The organism is Vibrio sp. 378 (assembly GCF_033339435.1).
This window is the reverse complement of the sequence record NZ_JAWOUO010000002.1, coordinates 217043-234840: the sequence shown is the minus strand read 5'-3', so window position 1 is coordinate 234840 and position 17798 is coordinate 217043. Positions and strand designations below refer to the sequence as shown.

Sequence of the window (17798 nt, the reverse complement as noted above, 5' to 3'; positions counted from 1 at the left end):
CTGTTGCTGTTGCTGTTGCTGTTGCTGTTGCTGTTGCTGTTGCTGTTGCTGTTGCTGTTGCTGTTGCTGTTGCTGTTGCTGTTTTAGCTTTTCTTCTACAACCGATAGATTTTTCTTCGCGGCTTCAAAGTTAGGCTTTTCCTCTAGCAGCTTTTTATACAAATCAGCCGCATCTTCTAATTGACCATTTTGAGCGAGCGAGTTGGCGAGGTTATAGCGGCCGTTAAGGGAGGCATCATGAGAAAATGCTTCGATAGCGGCTTCGTAGTCACCTTTTTGATAACTGGCGGCTCCTTTCCAGCTTGGGTTTGTAAATAGGTTTTGCGCCTGTTCATACTCACCTTGCTTGTAGAGTTGCGCTCCTTGTTGGTCGGTATTTAAGAACGGATTAGCTTCTACATGCGGTGTCCACGTTACCGGGACTGCAGTCGCAAATACCATCCAAATCAGGCCGCGTCGAAACAGTAAAGCCGCAGGAATAAGTAACAACGGCAGTAACCAAAAGCCACTGTTGAGACGAGAATCAGTTTTAACTTCTTCGCTTTGGGTCGCAGAAAGCTGGCTACCAATGTTATTGGTAAAGGCCGCGATGTTTTCAACATCACGGTTGGTGTGCTGAATAGGAACAAATAGACCGCCAGTTTTATTCGCTAGCGTCTGTAGATTTTTCAGATTTGTTTTCGCTACGACGGTTGTGCCTTGTGCAGTTTTTTGCAGAGAGCCATCGGGCAGCGCGATAGGCGCACCGTTAGGAGTCCCGACGGCAAGAACAGAAATGCGAAACTTTGTACCTTGGACTAAATCTAACGCGTGAGACAGCTCTGACGTACCAAGATCATCCGCTAACACGATGATATCGCCTTGTTGCGTGCCAGCTTGAGAAAACTGGTTGATCGCAAGTTCAATCGCGGCAGGCAGGTTTGTTCCTTGAAAAGGCATCAGCTCTGGTGACAAATTTTCGATAATGCCCGCAAGCGTGCTGGAATCAGTTGTCAGTGGACTTAAGTTATAGGCATCGCCAGCGTAAGCAATAAGTCCAGTGGCTCCCTCTTTCCATTTAGGCAGCAAATCGAGCGCCTTATAACGTGTTTGTGCTAGCCGATTGGGTTTGATGTCTGTAGCAAACATAGAGCGAGACATATCAAGCACCAAGATACGGTTTTGGTTTAATTCAAAGCTTGGTCGAGCATTGGACTGCCAGCTTGGCCCCGCTAATGAAATGCAAGTTATTGCCCAAGCTAAACCCCATAGAGTGAAGTAATGCTTAGACTGCGTGTTTTGTCCGAGCATCCGCGATAGGTGAGGGGCAATCAGTGTGGACTTTTGGGCTCTAAATTTGTGATTAAGCAAGAGTGCAATAGGGATCACGATGAGCCCCAAAAGCCAATAAGGATTGAGGAAAATAAACTCAGCCATGTTTTCTCCTTAATAGGAATAACAATACCGACAATACAAATGCAGCGCTTAATGGATATGGAAACCATTCAGACTGAGGGCGCCAAGTTTGTGTGTCGCTAGATACGGGTTCTAGCTGGTTGATGGTGTCATAAATCTTTTCGAGCTCTTCTGTATCTCGCGCTCGAAAATATTGTCCACCTGTCACCTCTGCCACTTTAGTCAGTGTTTGTTCATCTAAGTCGGCTGCGGTGTTGACTTTGCGAGTCATGAAAAACTCTTTCACCATCATTTCACCAGCGCCCACGCCTACGGTGTAAATAGTGGCGTTGTATTTTTTCGCAATTTCCGCTGCTTCTAGCGGCTCGAGCACCCCTGCAGTATTGCTGCCGTCACTGAGCAAAATCATGACTCGTTGGGGAGCATCACTGTCTACAAAGGTTTTTGTGCCTAACCCAATACCATCACCAATGGCGGTTCGTTGACCAACCAAGCCGATGACGGTTTGATTAATCTGTTGCATGACGCTTTTGCGGTCTGCAGTGAGTGGTGTTTGCAAATAAGCATGGTCGCCAAACAAAACAACTCCGAGACGGTCACCTTTTCTCTTTGCTACGAAATCAGACAGAACTTGTTTGACTGCTGTGAGGCGATCGATATATTCGCCGTTGAGTTCCATGTCTTCCTGCTGCATCGAACCGGACAGATCGACGACTAACATCAAGTCCCGATATTTGGGTTGGAATTCAACGGGATCACCAAACCAAACTGGACGTGCACAAGCGACGACAAGAAAGCCCCAGATCGCGATTGAAAGCGCTTTTTGCAGCGCTTGCTTAGGCTTGCTGCGATTCTCATTGGTTGGTAAGTACGCCAATTTGATCTCGGCTTGTTGAGATTCTTGTGGCAGGAACTTGTATACCAGCCAGGGGATGGGCAACAAAAACAGTGCCCACCACCAGACAAATTCAATGTTTAGCCATTGGGCAAGATCGGTTATGAGTGTTTGCTCAGTCACGGTTATTTGCCTTTTTCTTTGGTGGCAAAGCGTAGGTTATCCAAAAGACACAATCGTCTACCAAGCTTTGATGATGCCCTTGGGAGGAATTCTGATACAACGCTTCTTGCCACTGATGTTGTTTGTCTACGAATCGACTCTCTTTGGTATGGCTATCGAGAAATTTATACCAAGCGATTCCAGTTAATGGTGCGATCTCTTCACGCGGAAAGTAACTCAATGCTGCCTGGCGCAATATTTCCAGAGCAGAAGAGGGGGTATGAGGCGCGGTAGGTTGAGTTAAAAGTGTTAATGCTGTCTTTTTTGCGCGTAAGTGTTTTTTACGCCATCTCACATAAAGACAAATGCCGAAAACGAAGAGCAAGGTGGCTGTAAGCACCACCCACCATCCCCAAGCGAGCGGAAACCAATCCGGTGCGTTTGGCAAAATCAAAGGTTCAAGGTCTAGGCTTTGGTTGTTTGTTGTCATTATTATTACTGCTTAATAAATACTGCTTGTCAGTTTGTTAGCTTAATTGTGAAATTAAGGGCCAGCCACTTGATAGCGTGTTAAATGGAATTGCTATTGAATGGCATTGCTGCTTAATGGTTTCTTGATGTTGGGTAAAGTGGCTTTCGAGTTCTCTTCGTTGTCCTTTAGAGCCAAAGTTAAACCATTGACTATGCTGCCCATCCGAAGCTTTCACTTGACCTCTAAAGTCTGTTTCGCCTCTTTCTAACGGATCATAAAACTGAACGGCCCTTACGCTATTGTGTTGTTTGAGTCGACGTAGTTGTGCCAGTTCCGTTGGTGTTACGTGGGCAAAGTCACTGAGCATAATCAATTCGCTGCCTTTTGGGGTGAGCGTATGAAGTGTCTCCAATACTTGTGTATACGGCAGTGTACGAGTGTCGTTGCTTGCAGTACGAGTTACTTGCGCATTATGTATGTCGACTATGGCGTTAAGAATCCGCAGCCCTTGTCTTTGTAAAGAAGAGGGGCGAAATTCAAGACATTGATGTCCGTCATCAATCACTGCGCCGATGCGATCTTTTTTAGCTAGAGTTAGCCAAATTAGAACACTGGCAAAGTGGGCCAATTGAACGGATTTGAGTACATACTTAGATCCAAAATGTAGACTAGAACTTAGATCAAGATAAAGAATGACCGCTTGCTCTTTATCTTCTGCAAACAACTTCGTATGTGCTTTACCGGTCCTAGCGGTGACTCGCCAATCAATGCTGCGAATATCGTCGCCAGGTTGATATTGGCGCACCTCCATAAAATCCATACCTCGCCCTTTTTGGCGACTGGTATGGTTACCACTCATCTGCGACCAGAGACTCTGTGCTGGTGGTAACCAACGTACAGATTGAGTGCGATATTGGAGCAGCTCTTCAAGGGTTAATGTCACCCCATTCGCATGAGGTGGTAATGAATGTGTAGCGGACATATCACTCACCTGTTTATGCACTGCCAACAAGGTTTAGCAGTTTATCGATGACCTGGTTTGCCGTAATGCCTTCCGCTTGAGCGTGGTAACTCAACAATAAACGGTGGCGCAGTACCGGATAAGCCATGGTTTGAACATCTTCCGGAGAGACAAAATCACGACCAGCAAGCCAAGCGTGCGCACGTGCACAGCGATCAAGAGCGATGGTGGCACGCGGACTCACACCCATTGACAACCACTTGTCCAACTCAGTGTCATATTCGTTGGCTTGACGTGTCGCCATAACTAAACGGACGATGTACTGCTCTATCGTTTCCGCCATATGAATATCCAACACTTCTTTACGTGCGGTGAATATATCTTGTTGGCTTAACATTGGGCGTTCAACCTTTGCTTCGCCTTTTGCTTCTCCGCGGTTAATACGCAAGATAGATAGCTCATGCTCCGCATCTGGGTATTCCACTTCTAAATGCAATAAAAAGCGGTCTAGCTGCGCTTCAGGAAGGGGGTAGGTCCCTTCTTGCTCTATCGGGTTTTGAGTTGCCATAACCAAAAACAACTCTGGCAGCGGGTAGGTATGACGACCTGCTGTGACTTGTTTCTCTGCCATTGCTTCAAGCATTGCCGCTTGTACTTTGGCTGGTGCACGGTTTATCTCATCCGCAAGAATAAGCGAGTTGAAGATAGGACCTGATTGGAAAGTGAATTCTCCGGTTTCGGGACGGAAGATATCGGTGCCGGTTAAATCGGCTGGCAGCAAATCAGGGGTGAACTGAATGCGGTGGAAGTCGCCTTCAACACAGTCTGAGAGTGATTTTACTGCACGGGTTTTTGCTAACCCAGGAGGGCCTTCAACTAAAATATGCCCATCCGCAAGAAGCGCAACAAGCAGTTGCTTTACCAGATCTTGCTGTCCGATGATCTGCGACTCTAAGTATTGCTGAAGAGTTTCGAAGTTAGATTTATGCATGCTTTGGACTCTCGGTATCCATGTGATTTTCGTGTTGAGTATTGGTCATTTTCCATGTGAAAAAAGTTCCAACGCTCTATTGCAATTTATCTTTTCAATATTGGGACGCTACAGAGAATTGCAAGTACGTGCTATCTCTGAAAGTGCTTATTTGACAGTGTGTTACATTTATTTTTCATAATATAATGAGAAATGCCTCTAGTTTTGTACATATGAGCCGATAAAGATTCCGTGGTGTGCGTGTCATGAGATATGCACCTGATTCCCCTTGTGGGGCCAATAACAAGTGATTCTTTTAAAAGGTCCGAATATGTTGAAACTTCATTCCTTGAGCATCAAACAGAAGGTTGTACTTGGCATTACGTTTGCTGTTCTAGCATCAACAATCATTGTTGGTGTTATGGCTCAGCGTCATGCGAGAGATGTATTGAGCCATCGTCTTATTGACATCGAGCTACCTGCGATGTTGCAGCAAATCAATACCGAAATTGACCGCGAAGTTGTCGAAATGCAACAAGCGGCAAAACAGCTGGCTACAAACGAATTTATTGTTGAAGCCCTATCTAATACAGACCGTGATCCGTCAGTAGAAGTTCAGTTGGTTCAGCAGCTCAATAACGTTAAATCACAGTATGGTCTTAATGATGCGTCGGTAGCGAATCGTCAAACGGCATATTACTGGAATCAAAACGGATTCTTACGTCAACTTAACCGAACGCAAGATGCTTGGTTCTTTGGATTTACGTCGTCTGGTCAAGAAACGTCCGTGAGTGTGTTCCAAGAGGCAAATGGCGAAGTGAAAATGTTTGCCAATTTCCAAGATCTTAATGGTACATCAATGTCAGGTCTCTCTAAATCTATGGGAGACATGGTTGCTTTGCTCAATGGGTTTAAAATTGAAGATACGGGTTACGTGTTCCTCACTAATGAACAAGGCCAGATTCAAATACACCGCCAACAAGGTAAGAACCAAACTTCTATCACTAAACTATTTGGTAGTGACGCAAGTGCGCTGTTGAACAAAAATAGCTTCAACCTAATTAATGTGGAGTTTGAAGGGCAGGATACTTTTGTTTCTAGTTTGTATGTTCCTTCGATGAACTGGTTTGTTATTGGCGTGGTTCCCGTTGATGAAGTATTCGCAGACCTGAATGCGACAGCTAAAAAAATGCTGTTTACGACCATCATTGTTGCCGTTGTATTCATCCTCATGGGCGTATGGTTGGCAAACAGCATTACGAAACCAATCCGACTGATTGCCGATCGTTTTACCGACCTTGGGCAAGGTGAAGGCGATTTGGCGCAGCGTATTGAAATTAAGGGTAATGATGAAATTGCTCAGCTTTCAAAAGGCTTTAATGGATTTATTGAGAAGATTCATGCCACGATGAAAGAGGTTGCTTTAACCAGTGGCTCATTAAGTCAAGCGGCAGAAAGTGTGTCAACGAAAGCAACATCCACACACGACAACAGCCAAGAGCAGCGTGATCAAACCATTCAAGTAGTTGCAGCTATCAACCAAATGGGTGCGACCATCAGTGAAATTGCATCGAACGCTGCTACCGCTGCTGATACGGCAAATCAGGCTTCAGATAACACTCAAACTGGTCGAGAAGTTGTGATGAAAGCAAAAGAGGTGATCAGCCGCCTAGCCGATGATGTTGAAACAACCAATATTGTTGTTACGCAGTTGGCATCGACAACCAAAGATATTGGCTCGATTCTGGGTGTAATTCGTGACATCTCTGAGCAAACGAATTTACTTGCGCTAAACGCTGCAATTGAGGCTGCTCGTGCTGGTGAGCAGGGACGTGGTTTTGCGGTTGTTGCTGATGAGGTAAGAAACCTAGCTTCACGCACGGCTGATTCTACAGAAGAGATTCAGCGCATGATCAATCAGCTTCAAAGTGACGCACAAGACGCGGTAAATGCTATGGAAGCGGGCAAAGCGGTCACCATAGAAGGGGTTACTTCTACCGATGAAGCAGTCGAGGTATTAATCAGTATTTCTGAACGAATCACCGACATCTCTGATCGTAATACACAAGTTGCAACGGCGACGGAAGAGCAATCCACGGTGGTGCATACCATTAATCAAAATATCGAAGAAATCAACGCGATAAATGAAATGACAACCGCGACAGCAGAAGAGTTGGCGGATGCAAGTCGCGATCTTCAAGCGCTCTCTTCTCGTTTAGACAAGATGGTTGGTAGCTTCAAGTTATAGAGTTGGATAGAATAGGCGAAGTTTAAAAGTTCAATCATTAATTTTAGGTAAGTACTATGAATGACTTCGAAAAAGAACTAGAGCAAATTTCTCAAGAAACCGCTCAGGAGCCAGAAGTAAAACTGCCGTCGCTAGAAGAGCAAAAAGCGATCGTCGCTGAGCTGAAAAAGCTGGAAGCGGAAGGTAAGCTGACGCCAGAAGTGTTAGAACAACACTTTGGTAAGTTTAACCAAAAAAACGCAGTTCCAATCCACTAAGTTAGGTGGTGTTTTGCCTCTAACGTGCGTGATTAAATCACCTGCTCAAACACAAAAAGGGAGTTTATACTCCCTTTTTTAATGTCTGAAAAATGCTAATACCTCTCATATACTTGCCACTTAAAAATTATTGACACTTCAATGAGTTATTAATTAGTACTAGTGATTTTCATACTTGACAATACTACCGCTCTATCTAAATCTATTGCGTATTTCAATAAAAACGACCAAGGGAATGCGATCAGGATGGAGCAGCAAAAAAAAAGAAACGTTATTTTAATTACGGAGGGAAGTCTACAGTCATCTCTGTTGAAAGATGTATTGGAGACCAAACTCGGTATTAGTGTTGCTCTAATCACGCCAGATAATCTGATTCACGGAGTGTTACATGAATCTCTTGCATCAGCCATTATTGTTGATTGCAGCGTGATCACGGATGAAATTTTTCGCCGTTATGCGGAGTTTAAAGCGGCCAAGCAGAAAAACACGCTTGAAATCTTAATTAATTGTGAGCAATCCATATCGACAGAAGACCTCTTTGCTTGGCGTACTTTGGCCGGTATTTTCTATACCTCTGATGATATAAAAACGTTGCAAGTTGGTATTGGTAAGGTGCTTCAAGGAGATATGTGGTTCAGCCGTAAGTTTTCTCAGCAGTACATTACTTACCTTCGTCGACATTGCAAACCTATAAATAAGAATGTTTCGGCTATTCTGACCAAACGAGAGCAACAAATAATTACCTTTCTTTCCATGGGGGCGTCCAATCAACAAATCGCCGAACAATTATTTGTCAGCGAGAATACGGTAAAAACGCATTTACATAATATTTTCAAGAAGATTGATGTGAAAAATAGAGTTCAAGCACTTATTTGGGCAAAGGAAAATATTTCAGACAACTCGTTAACGGTGTAATGCTATTGCAATATTAGGTTGCCTAATTTAGTAAACTCTTAATAATTTCTGTGACCTGAATGTGTTAAAAGTGTTTCTTTTATGAGAAACACTTTTTTTGGTTCTCTTTTTAATAACTTTAGAATTTAAAAAAGTAGCAAATAACTTTACTCTGTGAACTAGCACTTACATATCAAACTAAGTGCTGACGATTAACTACTAATTTAAGAATGTTAAGTCACTGAAAGTATGAGAAACATTATGGAACAGTATATGGAAAAGCCTGAAATCCTAATGCTCACTCAACAAAGTTTACAGAGTGAAAACTTTAAGGAAATGCTTTCTAAAAATACAGAAACTAAAATAACGATCATTGATACTAAAAACCCTAGTTATCATGAACTCATTCCGGAACGCTACTTTTTGCTTGTTGATTTTTCAGTTGAGATTCCTTCCGAAACTTTAGTTTATTTAAAAGATAGTAATAAAGTGCTAGGAACTATAATGCTTAATCTAGGTTATGACTTAGACACAGAAGAACTCGCTTCTTGGCCTCATGTAAAAGGTATATTTGGTCCAGGAGATTCAATGGACAAGGTTTGTCAGGGATTAAAAGCAATAATAAAAGGGGATAATTGGCTGTCTCGAAGATTACTTGATCAGCTAGTAAATTATTATCGAGGCAGAGAAGTAAATAGCATTATCGAACCTGCTATTGAGGTTGAGCTTACTCGGCGTGAAGTTCAGGTTTTAAAAATGTTGAAAGAAGGTGGTTCAAATATGGAAATCGCTGATTCTTTATTTATCAGCGAGCATACTATTAAATCACATCTATACAATATTTTTAGAAAGTTAGAAGTAAAGAACCGTACGCAAGCTACAAGTTGGGCTAAGAGAAACCTGTAGTACTAGTATTAACTTGCTGTAATAAAAAGAAAATACTCTATAAAGTACTAAATTTTATATTTATTATTAAAATGTCAGTCTGAAATATCATCCCATATTCAAACTTATTCCTATTCAGTTGACTATTAGACTTCTCATGTCGTGACGAATCTAGTCAGACGTGGAACAGAAGGTCTATTCAATTAATAAGCTAAGAGGGAATAAAAATGAGCGCAAGTGACAATGACACGTATTTAGGCGATGCAGGTGTAAATAACCAATTTGCTGATTTCGATGGCGGCGATGATTTGTTTATCGGTTTTGGTGGTAATGACTCGTTTGTTGGCGGTGGCGGTAATGATTATGTGATCGGCGGCGACGGCGACGATCGCCTAACTGGTGGTGCTGGAGATGACATCCTTAGGGCTGGTACAGGAAACGACTACCTCGGCGGTGGTACCGGTAATGACTTGCTGTTGGGTTTGCTGGGTGACAATAAATTAAATGGTGGTGTCGGTGAAGATATTCTTGTTGCTGGTTCTGGTGACAACGTTTTAGTTGGCGGCAGCAATGGCGATAAGTTTGTGTTCACGGATAAGTTTGGTGGCCATGGCGAAGCCAAAGTTGTTGATTTCACCATTGGTGAAGACTCTTTGCACATCATTAGCGACTCTGTCACAGACTTTGGTGATTTAAGCTTTAGCTACGATGCAGTTGGGAATGCAGTGTTTACCGATGGGGCTGATCTAACAGTGAAACTTATTGGCGTGACTGAAACTGACATCAACACCTATGGTGCTGATCTGTTCGTAATCTAAACGACTGAAAATAACTCTGGATGTGAATTAGTTTGCGTGGCTCTGCCATGCTGAGGTGAACTAATCGGACACTCTAGAGCGATTTGAGGTTACCTTAAGCTAGGCGCTAGTATTTCTGGCGCCTACAATTTTCACGTTAAACGGAAGTAGTCGTGCAAAAAACGGTTTTCAAAGAAGTGAAACAAAAACTATGCACGCTTGCGGGCTTGCTGATCGTTTTTAGCCTTTTTATCAACTTATTGGTTCTCTCGATTCCGTTGTACATGCTTCAAGTGTACAACCGAGTGATATCTTCCTACTCAACCGATACTTTATTCTTGCTCACTGTCATCGTAATTGTCGCGTTGTTAACCATGTCCATCATCGACATTGCACGAGCACAAATGAGTAAATCTTTTGGTTATTGGATGGACACAAAACTCTCCGCTTTCATGCTCAAGCGCACGATTCAATATCAATCACATACCGGGAAGAGTTATACCTCGCAAACTCTGAGAGACATTCAGAACATCAAAAGCTTTTTGAGCAGTCAAGCACCTTACCCACTGTTGGATGCGCCCTGGACACCGCTGTTTATTTTATTTGTGTATTTATTGCACCCGATATTAGGTCACATCGCGTTACTTGGATCTATCGTATTGTTTAGCCTAGGTCTACTTAATGAGCTAATGACGCGTAAAACAATGCAAGAGAGCGAAGTCAGAGCGATTTCTCATATCAACAACGCAGAATTAGCCACGCAAAACTCCAATTCAATTCTCGCAATGGGGATGATGAATGCATTTTTAGAGAAGTGGCAGTCGCGCGTGAGCGAAGTGAATGTGCTTGAAGAGCGAGTTGCAGGTAAGTCTATCTACATGGCTAACTTTTCTAAGTTTGTGCGTGGCTCATTACAGATATTTTTACTGGGAGGTGGTGCATGGTTAGTTATCCAACATGAGATAACGGCAGGGGCGATGATCGCGAGCTCCATATTAATGAGTCGGGCATTATCGCCGATGGAGCAGGCGATAGGCACGTGGCGAAGCGCGATGTCTGCTAAAGGCGCCTATAAAAGGTTGAAAGAAATCGATGCGATCGTGCGCCAAGATGAATCAGATATGCCACTGCCTAAACCAAAAGGACACTATGAGCTTTCCGGACTGGCCTATCGCCACCCTGGAGCAACTGAACCAGTGCTCTCATCGCTCAGCTTATCGATTCCTCCGGGTGTTGCTGTTGGGGTGATTGGCCCTTCTGGTACGGGTAAATCGACGTTTGCTCGGCTGCTATTAGGTACGGTTAAGCCATTAGCGGGTAAAGTGACTCTTGATGGTATGGAAGTCTCCGTATGGGCATCTGAAGATCGCGGCGTGCATTTTGGGTATCTCGCTCAAGAGGTGGAGTTATTTCCTGGCACAATTCGAGAGAACATCGCGCGCTTTAAAGAAGAAGACCCCGCTAAAGTCATCAAGGCGGCGCAACTAGCAGGATGTCATGAATTAATACTCAAGAAAAACAAAGGCTATGATTGCATTATTGGTGAAAATGGCCGTGGTTTATCTGGGGGGGAAAGGCAGAGAATCGCTCTTGCAAGAGCCGTTTATGGCGACCCATCTATTGTGATTTTCGATGAAGCGAATGCCAACCTCGATGGTGAGGGAGAGGCTGCGTATCAACGTTTGATTGCCCATTTAAAAGCACAGAGTACAACGATTATCGTCATTGCCCACAATCCGAGTACGTTACGACAAATGGATAGGCTGTTGTATTTGGCTGACGGCCGAGTCAAGTTATACGGCGCTAAAGATGAAGTATTAAAACGTTTGATGGGCGAAGAAAGAACAGATATCCCAAGGGTAAGAAATGAGCAATCAACTGCCAACCGTTAATCAGAGTTCTACCGAGATCGTATATCGTTTTAGCCCCAAAGCGAGACTAAGCTTTCGAAAACCAATTTTACTTGGTGTGGTGACCTTAAGTGTTTTTCTTGGAGGTCTTGGCTACTGGGCTGCAACAGCCAAATTAGAAAGTGCAGCGATTGCTTATGGTGATTTGTCAGTTCTCACTAAGCGACAAGAAATTCAGCATTTAGAAGGCGGTATTATTGAAAAGCTATATGTACAGGAGGGGGATTTAGTCGAAAAAGGTCAGTTATTAATTCAACTTTCTAAGCGTCAAGCTATGGCTAAGTTGGACTCGTTAAGTGGTCGTTTTATCCATACTCTAGCAAAGGAAAACCGTTTAAGTGCGGAGCTTGACGAGCTTCCAACGATTGTATGGTCTGATGATCTTGAAAGCATTCCCCGTGTCGATATCGTACAAGAAGCACAACTGGTTCAAAACAAGATCTTTGAAGCGAGAAAGCGATTCTTTGATAGTAAACTGAGTATCATTGAGCAGAGTATTTCTGGAGCAAATTTAGAGCTTGAAAACCTTCAGCAAACCAAAGTGATTGAGACGGAACGACTCAACTTTATTGCTGAAGAAATAGACAGCAACCAAGCCTTGGTGCAAAAAGGTTTCTCGGGAAAATCTACTTTACTTCAACTCAAGCGCTTAGCAGCGGAGGTGAGAAGTACCTTAAGCCAGTTAGACAGGCAATCGCTCACCGTTAGAAAAAGGTTAGATGAGAACCTAGCGCAAATTGAAGAGTTGAAGCTTGAAAGGCTGAATGAGATTGTCGAGGAACTACGAAATACCAAAACGGAAATTGTCGCAATTCGGGAAGAATATCGCTCCGCTCAAGATATTGTCGCAAGAACAACGATCAACGCACCTATTTCTGGTCGCGTAGTCAACATGCAAGTGTTTACCGAAAAAGGTGTGATTGGGTCGGGTGAAACGTTACTAGAACTGGTCCCGCAAGACGATAAGTTGTTAGTCGAGGCTCGTGTTAATCCTCAGGATATTGATTTAGTGAATCCAGGCCAGCAAGCGCATGTTCGTCTGACCGCTCTGAATGCACGGACGTTGGCACCTTTAGACGGTACAGTGCTGACGATTTCTGCCGATAAGCTCTCGCAAGAAAACCAAGAAGATTTTTATCTCGCTAGAATTGCAATTTCACCGGAAGATGTGACAAAACATCGTTTAACCTCAGGTATGAATGCCGAAGTGCTTATTTTATCTGAGCCACGAACGCCATTGAGCTACCTAATAAAGCCAATTACAGAAAGCATGAATCGCGCCTTCAGAGAGGAGTAATTTCAAAAAGACTTGAGTGAGCACGGACAACAGACAAAATAATTTGTTATCGTTAGCTGTTACTGGGCCGTATTTTTATTCGAGGGAGCCGTGGAATGGAGAAAGTGCAGTTAGTTGTCGATTTTCTTCTCACTCATAAATTGATTTTTACCGCACTGATCTTTGCGATTATGTGGTTAATTCGTCGTGCAATTTTATCGATGATTCGTGGTGATCACGCTTTTCTCTCAGAAGATCAGCGTAGTTGGATGTCCAGAACTAAAAATGGCACCTTTGCTGTTACATTACTGATTTTATTTATTTTATGGCAATCAGAAATTAACGAGTTTGCTCTGAGTGTAACGGCGATTGCCGTTGCCATTGTAGTGGCATCGAAAGAAATCATTTTGTGTTTTACGGGTTCGATTCAAAGAGCAAGTTCACGTTCTTTTCGCGTTGGGGACTGGATTGAGGTCGGGAAGTTATGCGGTGAAGTGATTGAGCACAATATGATGGCGACGGTGATTCAAGAGATCGACCTGCATCATGGGCAATATCATTACACCGGCAAAACAGCGACATTGCCTAATAGTATGTTCTTTACCTATCCAGTAAAGAACCTCAACTTCATGAAGCGGTACGTTTACCACAACTTTTCTGTAGTGGTGAAAGACTTCGTCAATTTGTATCCACTGCTACCGATTTTAACTGATAAAATTGAAGAACATTGCAGTTACTTTGCTGATGTTGCACATCGTTACAATGCGATGATTGAAAAACATGCCGGTGTTGACCTTCCTGGTTCTGAGCCACATATGCATATTTCTAGCAACATTAATGGTGAACAAATTCTGCACGTGATGATTTTCTGCCCAACCGATAAAGCGAACCACTTAGAGCACTTAATTCGTAAGGACTTTATGGAACTTTATGAGCAGCGTTTTCCTGTAGTGCGAGAAGAATAGAGCATCGTACTTCGCCTTTAATTTCAAACCCCGCTATCAAAATAGCGGGGTTTGTTTTTCTTAGCGTATTTTTAGGCTGTAACAATATTCCCAACTTAGCTGAATTTACTCTTCAGCATTAAAAATAGGAAGTAAGTGCTGCCTGTAATAGCGACCAACGTGCCAGCTGCGACCTGACTTGGATAAATAGCGATTTGTCCTAGCCAATCTGCCCACAACATTAGGGTTGCGCCAATTAAGGCACCGACACACAGTTGCTCTTTCACTTTTCTTGCTCCTAACATCATCGCCATATGGGGAGCGACCAAGCCAACAAAAGATATTGGACCAACTGTAGCGGTAGAAAAGGCGCATAACAAAGCAACGATGGTGAGCATAAGCGTATTGGCTACGGTAGGGTTAAGCCCTCGTGCATTTGAGAATTGTCGCCCGATGGAAATTAGTGTTAGCCAACGAGAAATCGAGAATACAGCGGCAAGCAGAACTATTATGGCCAAACATAGCATCAGTGCGGTGTCGGCTGTGACTCGATAAATAGAACCAGTTAGCCACAATAAAATTTTGTAACTGTCACCTGAGCCTTGAGCTAGCGAAAATTGAACGAGGGCTTCTAATAGTGCCGTTAGTGCGATGCCGGACAACACGAAGTTAGATGGATTAAAATGGCTTCGTTTACCGATAATCAGCAATAACATCAATACGGACATACTTCCGAAAAAAGCGATACCCCAGCTAAATGCGGAGAGAAGCGACCCAGCGATGACTCCTGTCGTAATAATGGCAAACGTGGCTCCGGAAGACACACCGAGAATATCGGGACTTGCCAGAGGGTTATAAACAATGCGTTGCAAAATGATTCCGGCAACGGATAGCGCAATACCGACAGAAAGTGCGGTTAACATTCGCGGCCAACGCAATTGCCATTGGAACTCACCTGGCACAGACCATTGAATTCCGTTTATACCATGGGTAACGAATGAGTAAGCTAGAATCCCAACCATACTGAATAGCGCAATGCTGCATACCGCGCGTTTAGAAAGCGCCGTTTTTCCTTGGCTCATTGAAAGGTTAAGTTGATCGGTTGCCGTCAGCTTTTTACGAGTAAACCAAATTAAAGCGGGAGCGCCAATAGCTGCAGCCGCTACGCCGCTAGGAATGGTTTCCTCTAACCATAAGCTCAGCGAGATAGCGGCAGAGTCTGTGATGATTAGTAGCATTGCGCCCAAAAGCATGCTGCTGATCAATTCGTCGCGCGGTGTTCTTGCCCCCATCGCTCTGGCAATATTGGGTGTCAGTAATCCGATGAAGCTGATAATACCAACTGCGGTGATTGAGGCAGATACCAGCCAAATACCCATCACCATTAATGCACCAAACGCGGGTAATACCGCTAAGCCTCGGGCTGCTGCGCCTTCTTGTCCTAGTTTCATTAAGGTCAGAATACGTGGTGCGACGATCAAAATTACGATTGCGATAGCGCTGCGAGGCAATAACCACTCAAACCAATCCCAGCTGTATTGAGAAAGGTCTCCGGCTCCCCACATAAAAATATTCTGTGCGAACTGGGCGTTTAAAATAATAATGGCTGTGGCGATAGAACCGAGCAAGATATTGATCACCATCCCCGAAACGACCAGCGGCAAACCTGTCATGTTGCGCACACCGGCAATTGATACGATCAGGCCAAACGCCACTAAAGCCCCAACCATTGCGGCTAATGCAGAGTAATCGGCGACCCAATCGACGAACCAAATGTTTACCACGACTAATGCAAGCCAAGCACCAGAAGAGGTGCCAAGAGTCAACGGCGAGGTGAGGTTATTCTGCGTTAATTGCTGCATTAAGCTGCCGGTGAGACCAAGCATGGCACCAACAAGCAGGGTCATACTTAACCTAGGAAGCTGCGCTTGCGTAAAGAATACGTCACGAAACTCGGTTGCTACCTCTGGTTTTGTTAATAATTGCCATTGTTCGAAAAGTGATAAATTAGTATCAATTTGTAGGCTAAAGACGCTAAGTAACGTAATCAGCGCCAGATAACCAATATAATGTTTCGTTCTCATTGTTCTGGTGCCAACTCTATTAGACTGTCGGTAATCGCTTCAGCGGTGTATTGCAAAGACATGGCACCGCCATACGCCCACACTGCTCTGACTGAATTTACCCGCTGCTTTTTCACAAACGGCATCGCTTGCCAAAGTGGCGACTCTTTCAGTTTTCGTTCTCCTGGGAAAGGTTGTACGTAGAGAACGTAGCTGTTTTGAAGGCTCTGAAGCCGATTGATTCGATCTTGCTTTACTCCCCACGCACGTGGGTCCTCTTTAATTGGAGCCTGTAATCCCAGTTTTCTAACCACGTAGTCAGTGGTGGAGTTTTCGGTTGCAAGTAATACAGTATTCGGAGTTGAAAATCGCATCACAAGAACGCTGAGTGGAGCAGAGTAATAGTGGCGAATTCGCTGGCGCATCTGCGCAAATGAAGCATCTAATTCTGCCAATTTCTGTTCAGCAAGTGCCTCTTTATTGAATAGCTTGCCGAGCGTACGAAAGTGACGAATGGCCGTTTCAGCTGCGGCCTCATTTTCAGAAAAATTAGGTAAATAGATTACCGGAGCAATTTGTTTGAGTAACGGAATCAAGTCTTGCTGTGGAGACGCAGCAAGGATGACATCTGGTTTCAAACTGGCTATTTTTTCTAAGTTGGGTTCTGCTCGGGTCCCAATATCTTCAATTGACTCTGGTGCGGTTGGATTGACGACCCATTGGCGGTAGCCTGGTAAATTTGGGGCTGCGATTGGTTCTACGTTTAGCGCCAAAACTTGTTCTAAGATGTCCCAGTTTAAGGCAACAACGCGTTGAGGCGCTTGCTCAAAACTATGCTCACCATATTCATCGGTAACGGTGATGACTGCATGTGCATTGGTCATAAAAAATGCGAGGAGAAAAGCAGATTGTGTAACCACAGTAAGTAAACGAGCTATTATGCGCATACAACAGCCACCTTTTGGCTCGCTAATGTGTTAGCCGGGCTTGGGTGTTCAATCAGCTTAATTGGTGACTCATATAGTTTAGAAAGGCGTGCCTCGTCTAACAACATGTCGGCGTTGCCTTCAAAGGCAATCTTACCTTTTTTGAGCGCAACAATGTGGGTGGCGTAGCGCAGTGCTAAGTTCAGATCGTGCAGGATCACGATAATGCCTACATTCTCGGTTCGATTCAGTTCTGCCAGCAGCGCCATTAGTTGAAACTGATGGTGAACATCGAGCGCCGAGGTTGGCTCATCGAGAATTAAAATTGGCGATTGTTGAGCCAGTAGCATAGACACCCAAGCGCGTTGGCGCTCGCCGCCCGATAAGTCATCCGCCAAAGCTTGAGCAAAAGGTGTAACTCCTGTTCGTTCCATAGCCTGCGTGATGATCTGTTTGTCTTCGGTTTTCCAACGACCAAGTGCCCCACGCCACGGAAAGCGACCTAAGCGCACTAGCTCTTCTACCGTTAAACCAGCCGAAGAGGGCAGCTTTTGTGGCAAATAGGCGATCTGTTTTGCCAACTCTTTGGTTTTAAGTGATGAAAGGGAAGTATCGTTTAGTGTTACCGTGCCTTTATCTGGCGACATTTGACCAGAAAGCAGGTTCACCAGTGTCGACTTACCTGAACCGTTATGGCCTAAAACGACCGTTAGCTCATTTGTTGGGATGTTAAGTTGTTCGATGCCGAGGATCTGACGTCCACCTCGCACGATCTCAATATTAGACAGTTGAAACATGGATGG

General features: G+C 44.1%; 16 protein-coding genes. 8 read left to right on the top strand and 8 right to left on the bottom strand.

The genetic code is table 11. The features are described 5' to 3' along the window. The 5 genes from R7Q48_RS04465 to R7Q48_RS04445 all read right to left on the bottom strand — a co-directional run. On the bottom strand, nt 1–1416 hold a 1416-nt coding region (locus tag R7Q48_RS04465), incomplete at its 3' end, for a vWA domain-containing protein (RefSeq protein ID WP_318132181.1). After that, nucleotides 1409–2413, bottom strand: coding sequence for a vWA domain-containing protein (locus R7Q48_RS04460; RefSeq protein ID WP_005383916.1), 1005 nt, complete (start codon nt 2411–2413; stop codon nt 1409–1411). The genes R7Q48_RS04465 and R7Q48_RS04460, both read right to left, overlap by 8 nt. Then, the gene (locus R7Q48_RS04455) at nt 2406–2882 is read right to left on the bottom strand and encodes a DUF4381 domain-containing protein (RefSeq protein ID WP_213873825.1); all 477 of its coding nucleotides are present in this window, start codon (nt 2880–2882) and stop codon (nt 2406–2408) included. The genes R7Q48_RS04460 and R7Q48_RS04455 overlap by 8 nt, the downstream gene beginning before the upstream one ends. A 37-nt stretch (nt 2883–2919) precedes the next feature. Continuing rightward, nucleotides 2920–3846 carry a DUF58 domain-containing protein gene (locus R7Q48_RS04450; RefSeq protein WP_064354905.1) on the bottom strand — a complete coding sequence of 309 codons (927 nt, stop codon included), beginning with the start codon at nt 3844–3846 and terminating at the stop codon, nt 2920–2922. Between the two features lie 13 nt (nt 3847–3859). Then, nucleotides 3860–4816, bottom strand: coding sequence for an AAA family ATPase (locus R7Q48_RS04445; protein WP_025768547.1), 957 nt, complete (start codon nt 4814–4816; stop codon nt 3860–3862). 310 nt (nt 4817–5126) lie between these two features. On the opposite strand from R7Q48_RS04445, the gene R7Q48_RS04440 reads away from it, so the two are divergent. From R7Q48_RS04440 to R7Q48_RS04405, 8 genes are all read left to right on the top strand, one after another. After that, nucleotides 5127–7043 (top strand): methyl-accepting chemotaxis protein, encoded by a 1917-nt coding sequence (locus tag R7Q48_RS04440; protein WP_053303850.1) that lies wholly within the window; start codon nt 5127–5129, stop codon nt 7041–7043. A gap of 56 nt (nt 7044–7099) precedes the next feature. Further along, a complete protein-coding gene (locus R7Q48_RS04435) occupies nt 7100–7300 on the top strand; it encodes a restriction endonuclease subunit S (protein WP_005375165.1) in 201 nt (66 codons plus the stop codon). A 246-nt stretch (nt 7301–7546) separates the two neighbouring features. Beyond that, the gene (locus R7Q48_RS04430) at nt 7547–8215 is read left to right on the top strand and encodes a LuxR C-terminal-related transcriptional regulator (RefSeq protein WP_025768545.1); all 669 of its coding nucleotides are present in this window, start codon (nt 7547–7549) and stop codon (nt 8213–8215) included. A gap of 228 nt (nt 8216–8443) precedes the next feature. Further along, nucleotides 8444–9100 carry a LuxR C-terminal-related transcriptional regulator gene (locus R7Q48_RS04425; RefSeq protein ID WP_031777174.1) on the top strand — a complete coding sequence of 219 codons (657 nt, stop codon included), beginning with the start codon at nt 8444–8446 and terminating at the stop codon, nt 9098–9100. A gap of 206 nt (nt 9101–9306) precedes the next feature. Continuing rightward, nucleotides 9307–9897, top strand: a complete 591-nt coding sequence (locus R7Q48_RS04420) for a calcium-binding protein (protein WP_005375168.1) — start codon at nt 9307–9309, stop codon at nt 9895–9897. A 152-nt stretch (nt 9898–10049) separates the two neighbouring features. Then, the gene (locus tag R7Q48_RS04415; RefSeq protein WP_025768544.1) at nt 10050–11768 is read left to right on the top strand and encodes a type I secretion system permease/ATPase; all 1719 of its coding nucleotides are present in this window, start codon (nt 10050–10052) and stop codon (nt 11766–11768) included. Next, the gene (locus R7Q48_RS04410; RefSeq protein WP_005383906.1) at nt 11743–13083 is read left to right on the top strand and encodes an HlyD family type I secretion periplasmic adaptor subunit; all 1341 of its coding nucleotides are present in this window, start codon (nt 11743–11745) and stop codon (nt 13081–13083) included. The genes R7Q48_RS04415 and R7Q48_RS04410 overlap by 26 nt, the downstream gene beginning before the upstream one ends. Before the next feature lie 95 nt (nt 13084–13178). Next, on the top strand, nt 13179–14027 hold the full coding sequence (locus tag R7Q48_RS04405; RefSeq protein WP_005375171.1) for a mechanosensitive ion channel family protein: 849 nt from the start codon (nt 13179–13181) through the stop codon (nt 14025–14027). 95 nt (nt 14028–14122) lie between these two features. Here the strand turns inward: R7Q48_RS04405 and fhuB are convergent, their stop codons facing one another. The 3 genes from fhuB to R7Q48_RS04390 are packed head-to-tail and all read right to left on the bottom strand — an operon-like array spanning nt 14123 to nt 17792. Next, the gene (gene fhuB / locus R7Q48_RS04400; RefSeq protein ID WP_256902591.1) at nt 14123–16090 is read right to left on the bottom strand and encodes a Fe(3+)-hydroxamate ABC transporter permease FhuB; all 1968 of its coding nucleotides are present in this window, start codon (nt 16088–16090) and stop codon (nt 14123–14125) included. After that, the gene (locus tag R7Q48_RS04395) at nt 16087–17016 is read right to left on the bottom strand and encodes an iron-siderophore ABC transporter substrate-binding protein (RefSeq protein ID WP_170897555.1); all 930 of its coding nucleotides are present in this window, start codon (nt 17014–17016) and stop codon (nt 16087–16089) included. The genes fhuB and R7Q48_RS04395 overlap by 4 nt, the downstream gene beginning before the upstream one ends. Beyond that, nucleotides 17007–17792: an ABC transporter ATP-binding protein gene (locus R7Q48_RS04390; protein ID WP_005375174.1), complete on the bottom strand. Its 786-nt coding sequence runs from the start codon at nt 17790–17792 to the stop codon at nt 17007–17009. The genes R7Q48_RS04395 and R7Q48_RS04390 overlap by 10 nt, the downstream gene beginning before the upstream one ends. Between the last annotated feature and the right edge of the window lie 6 nt (nt 17793–17798).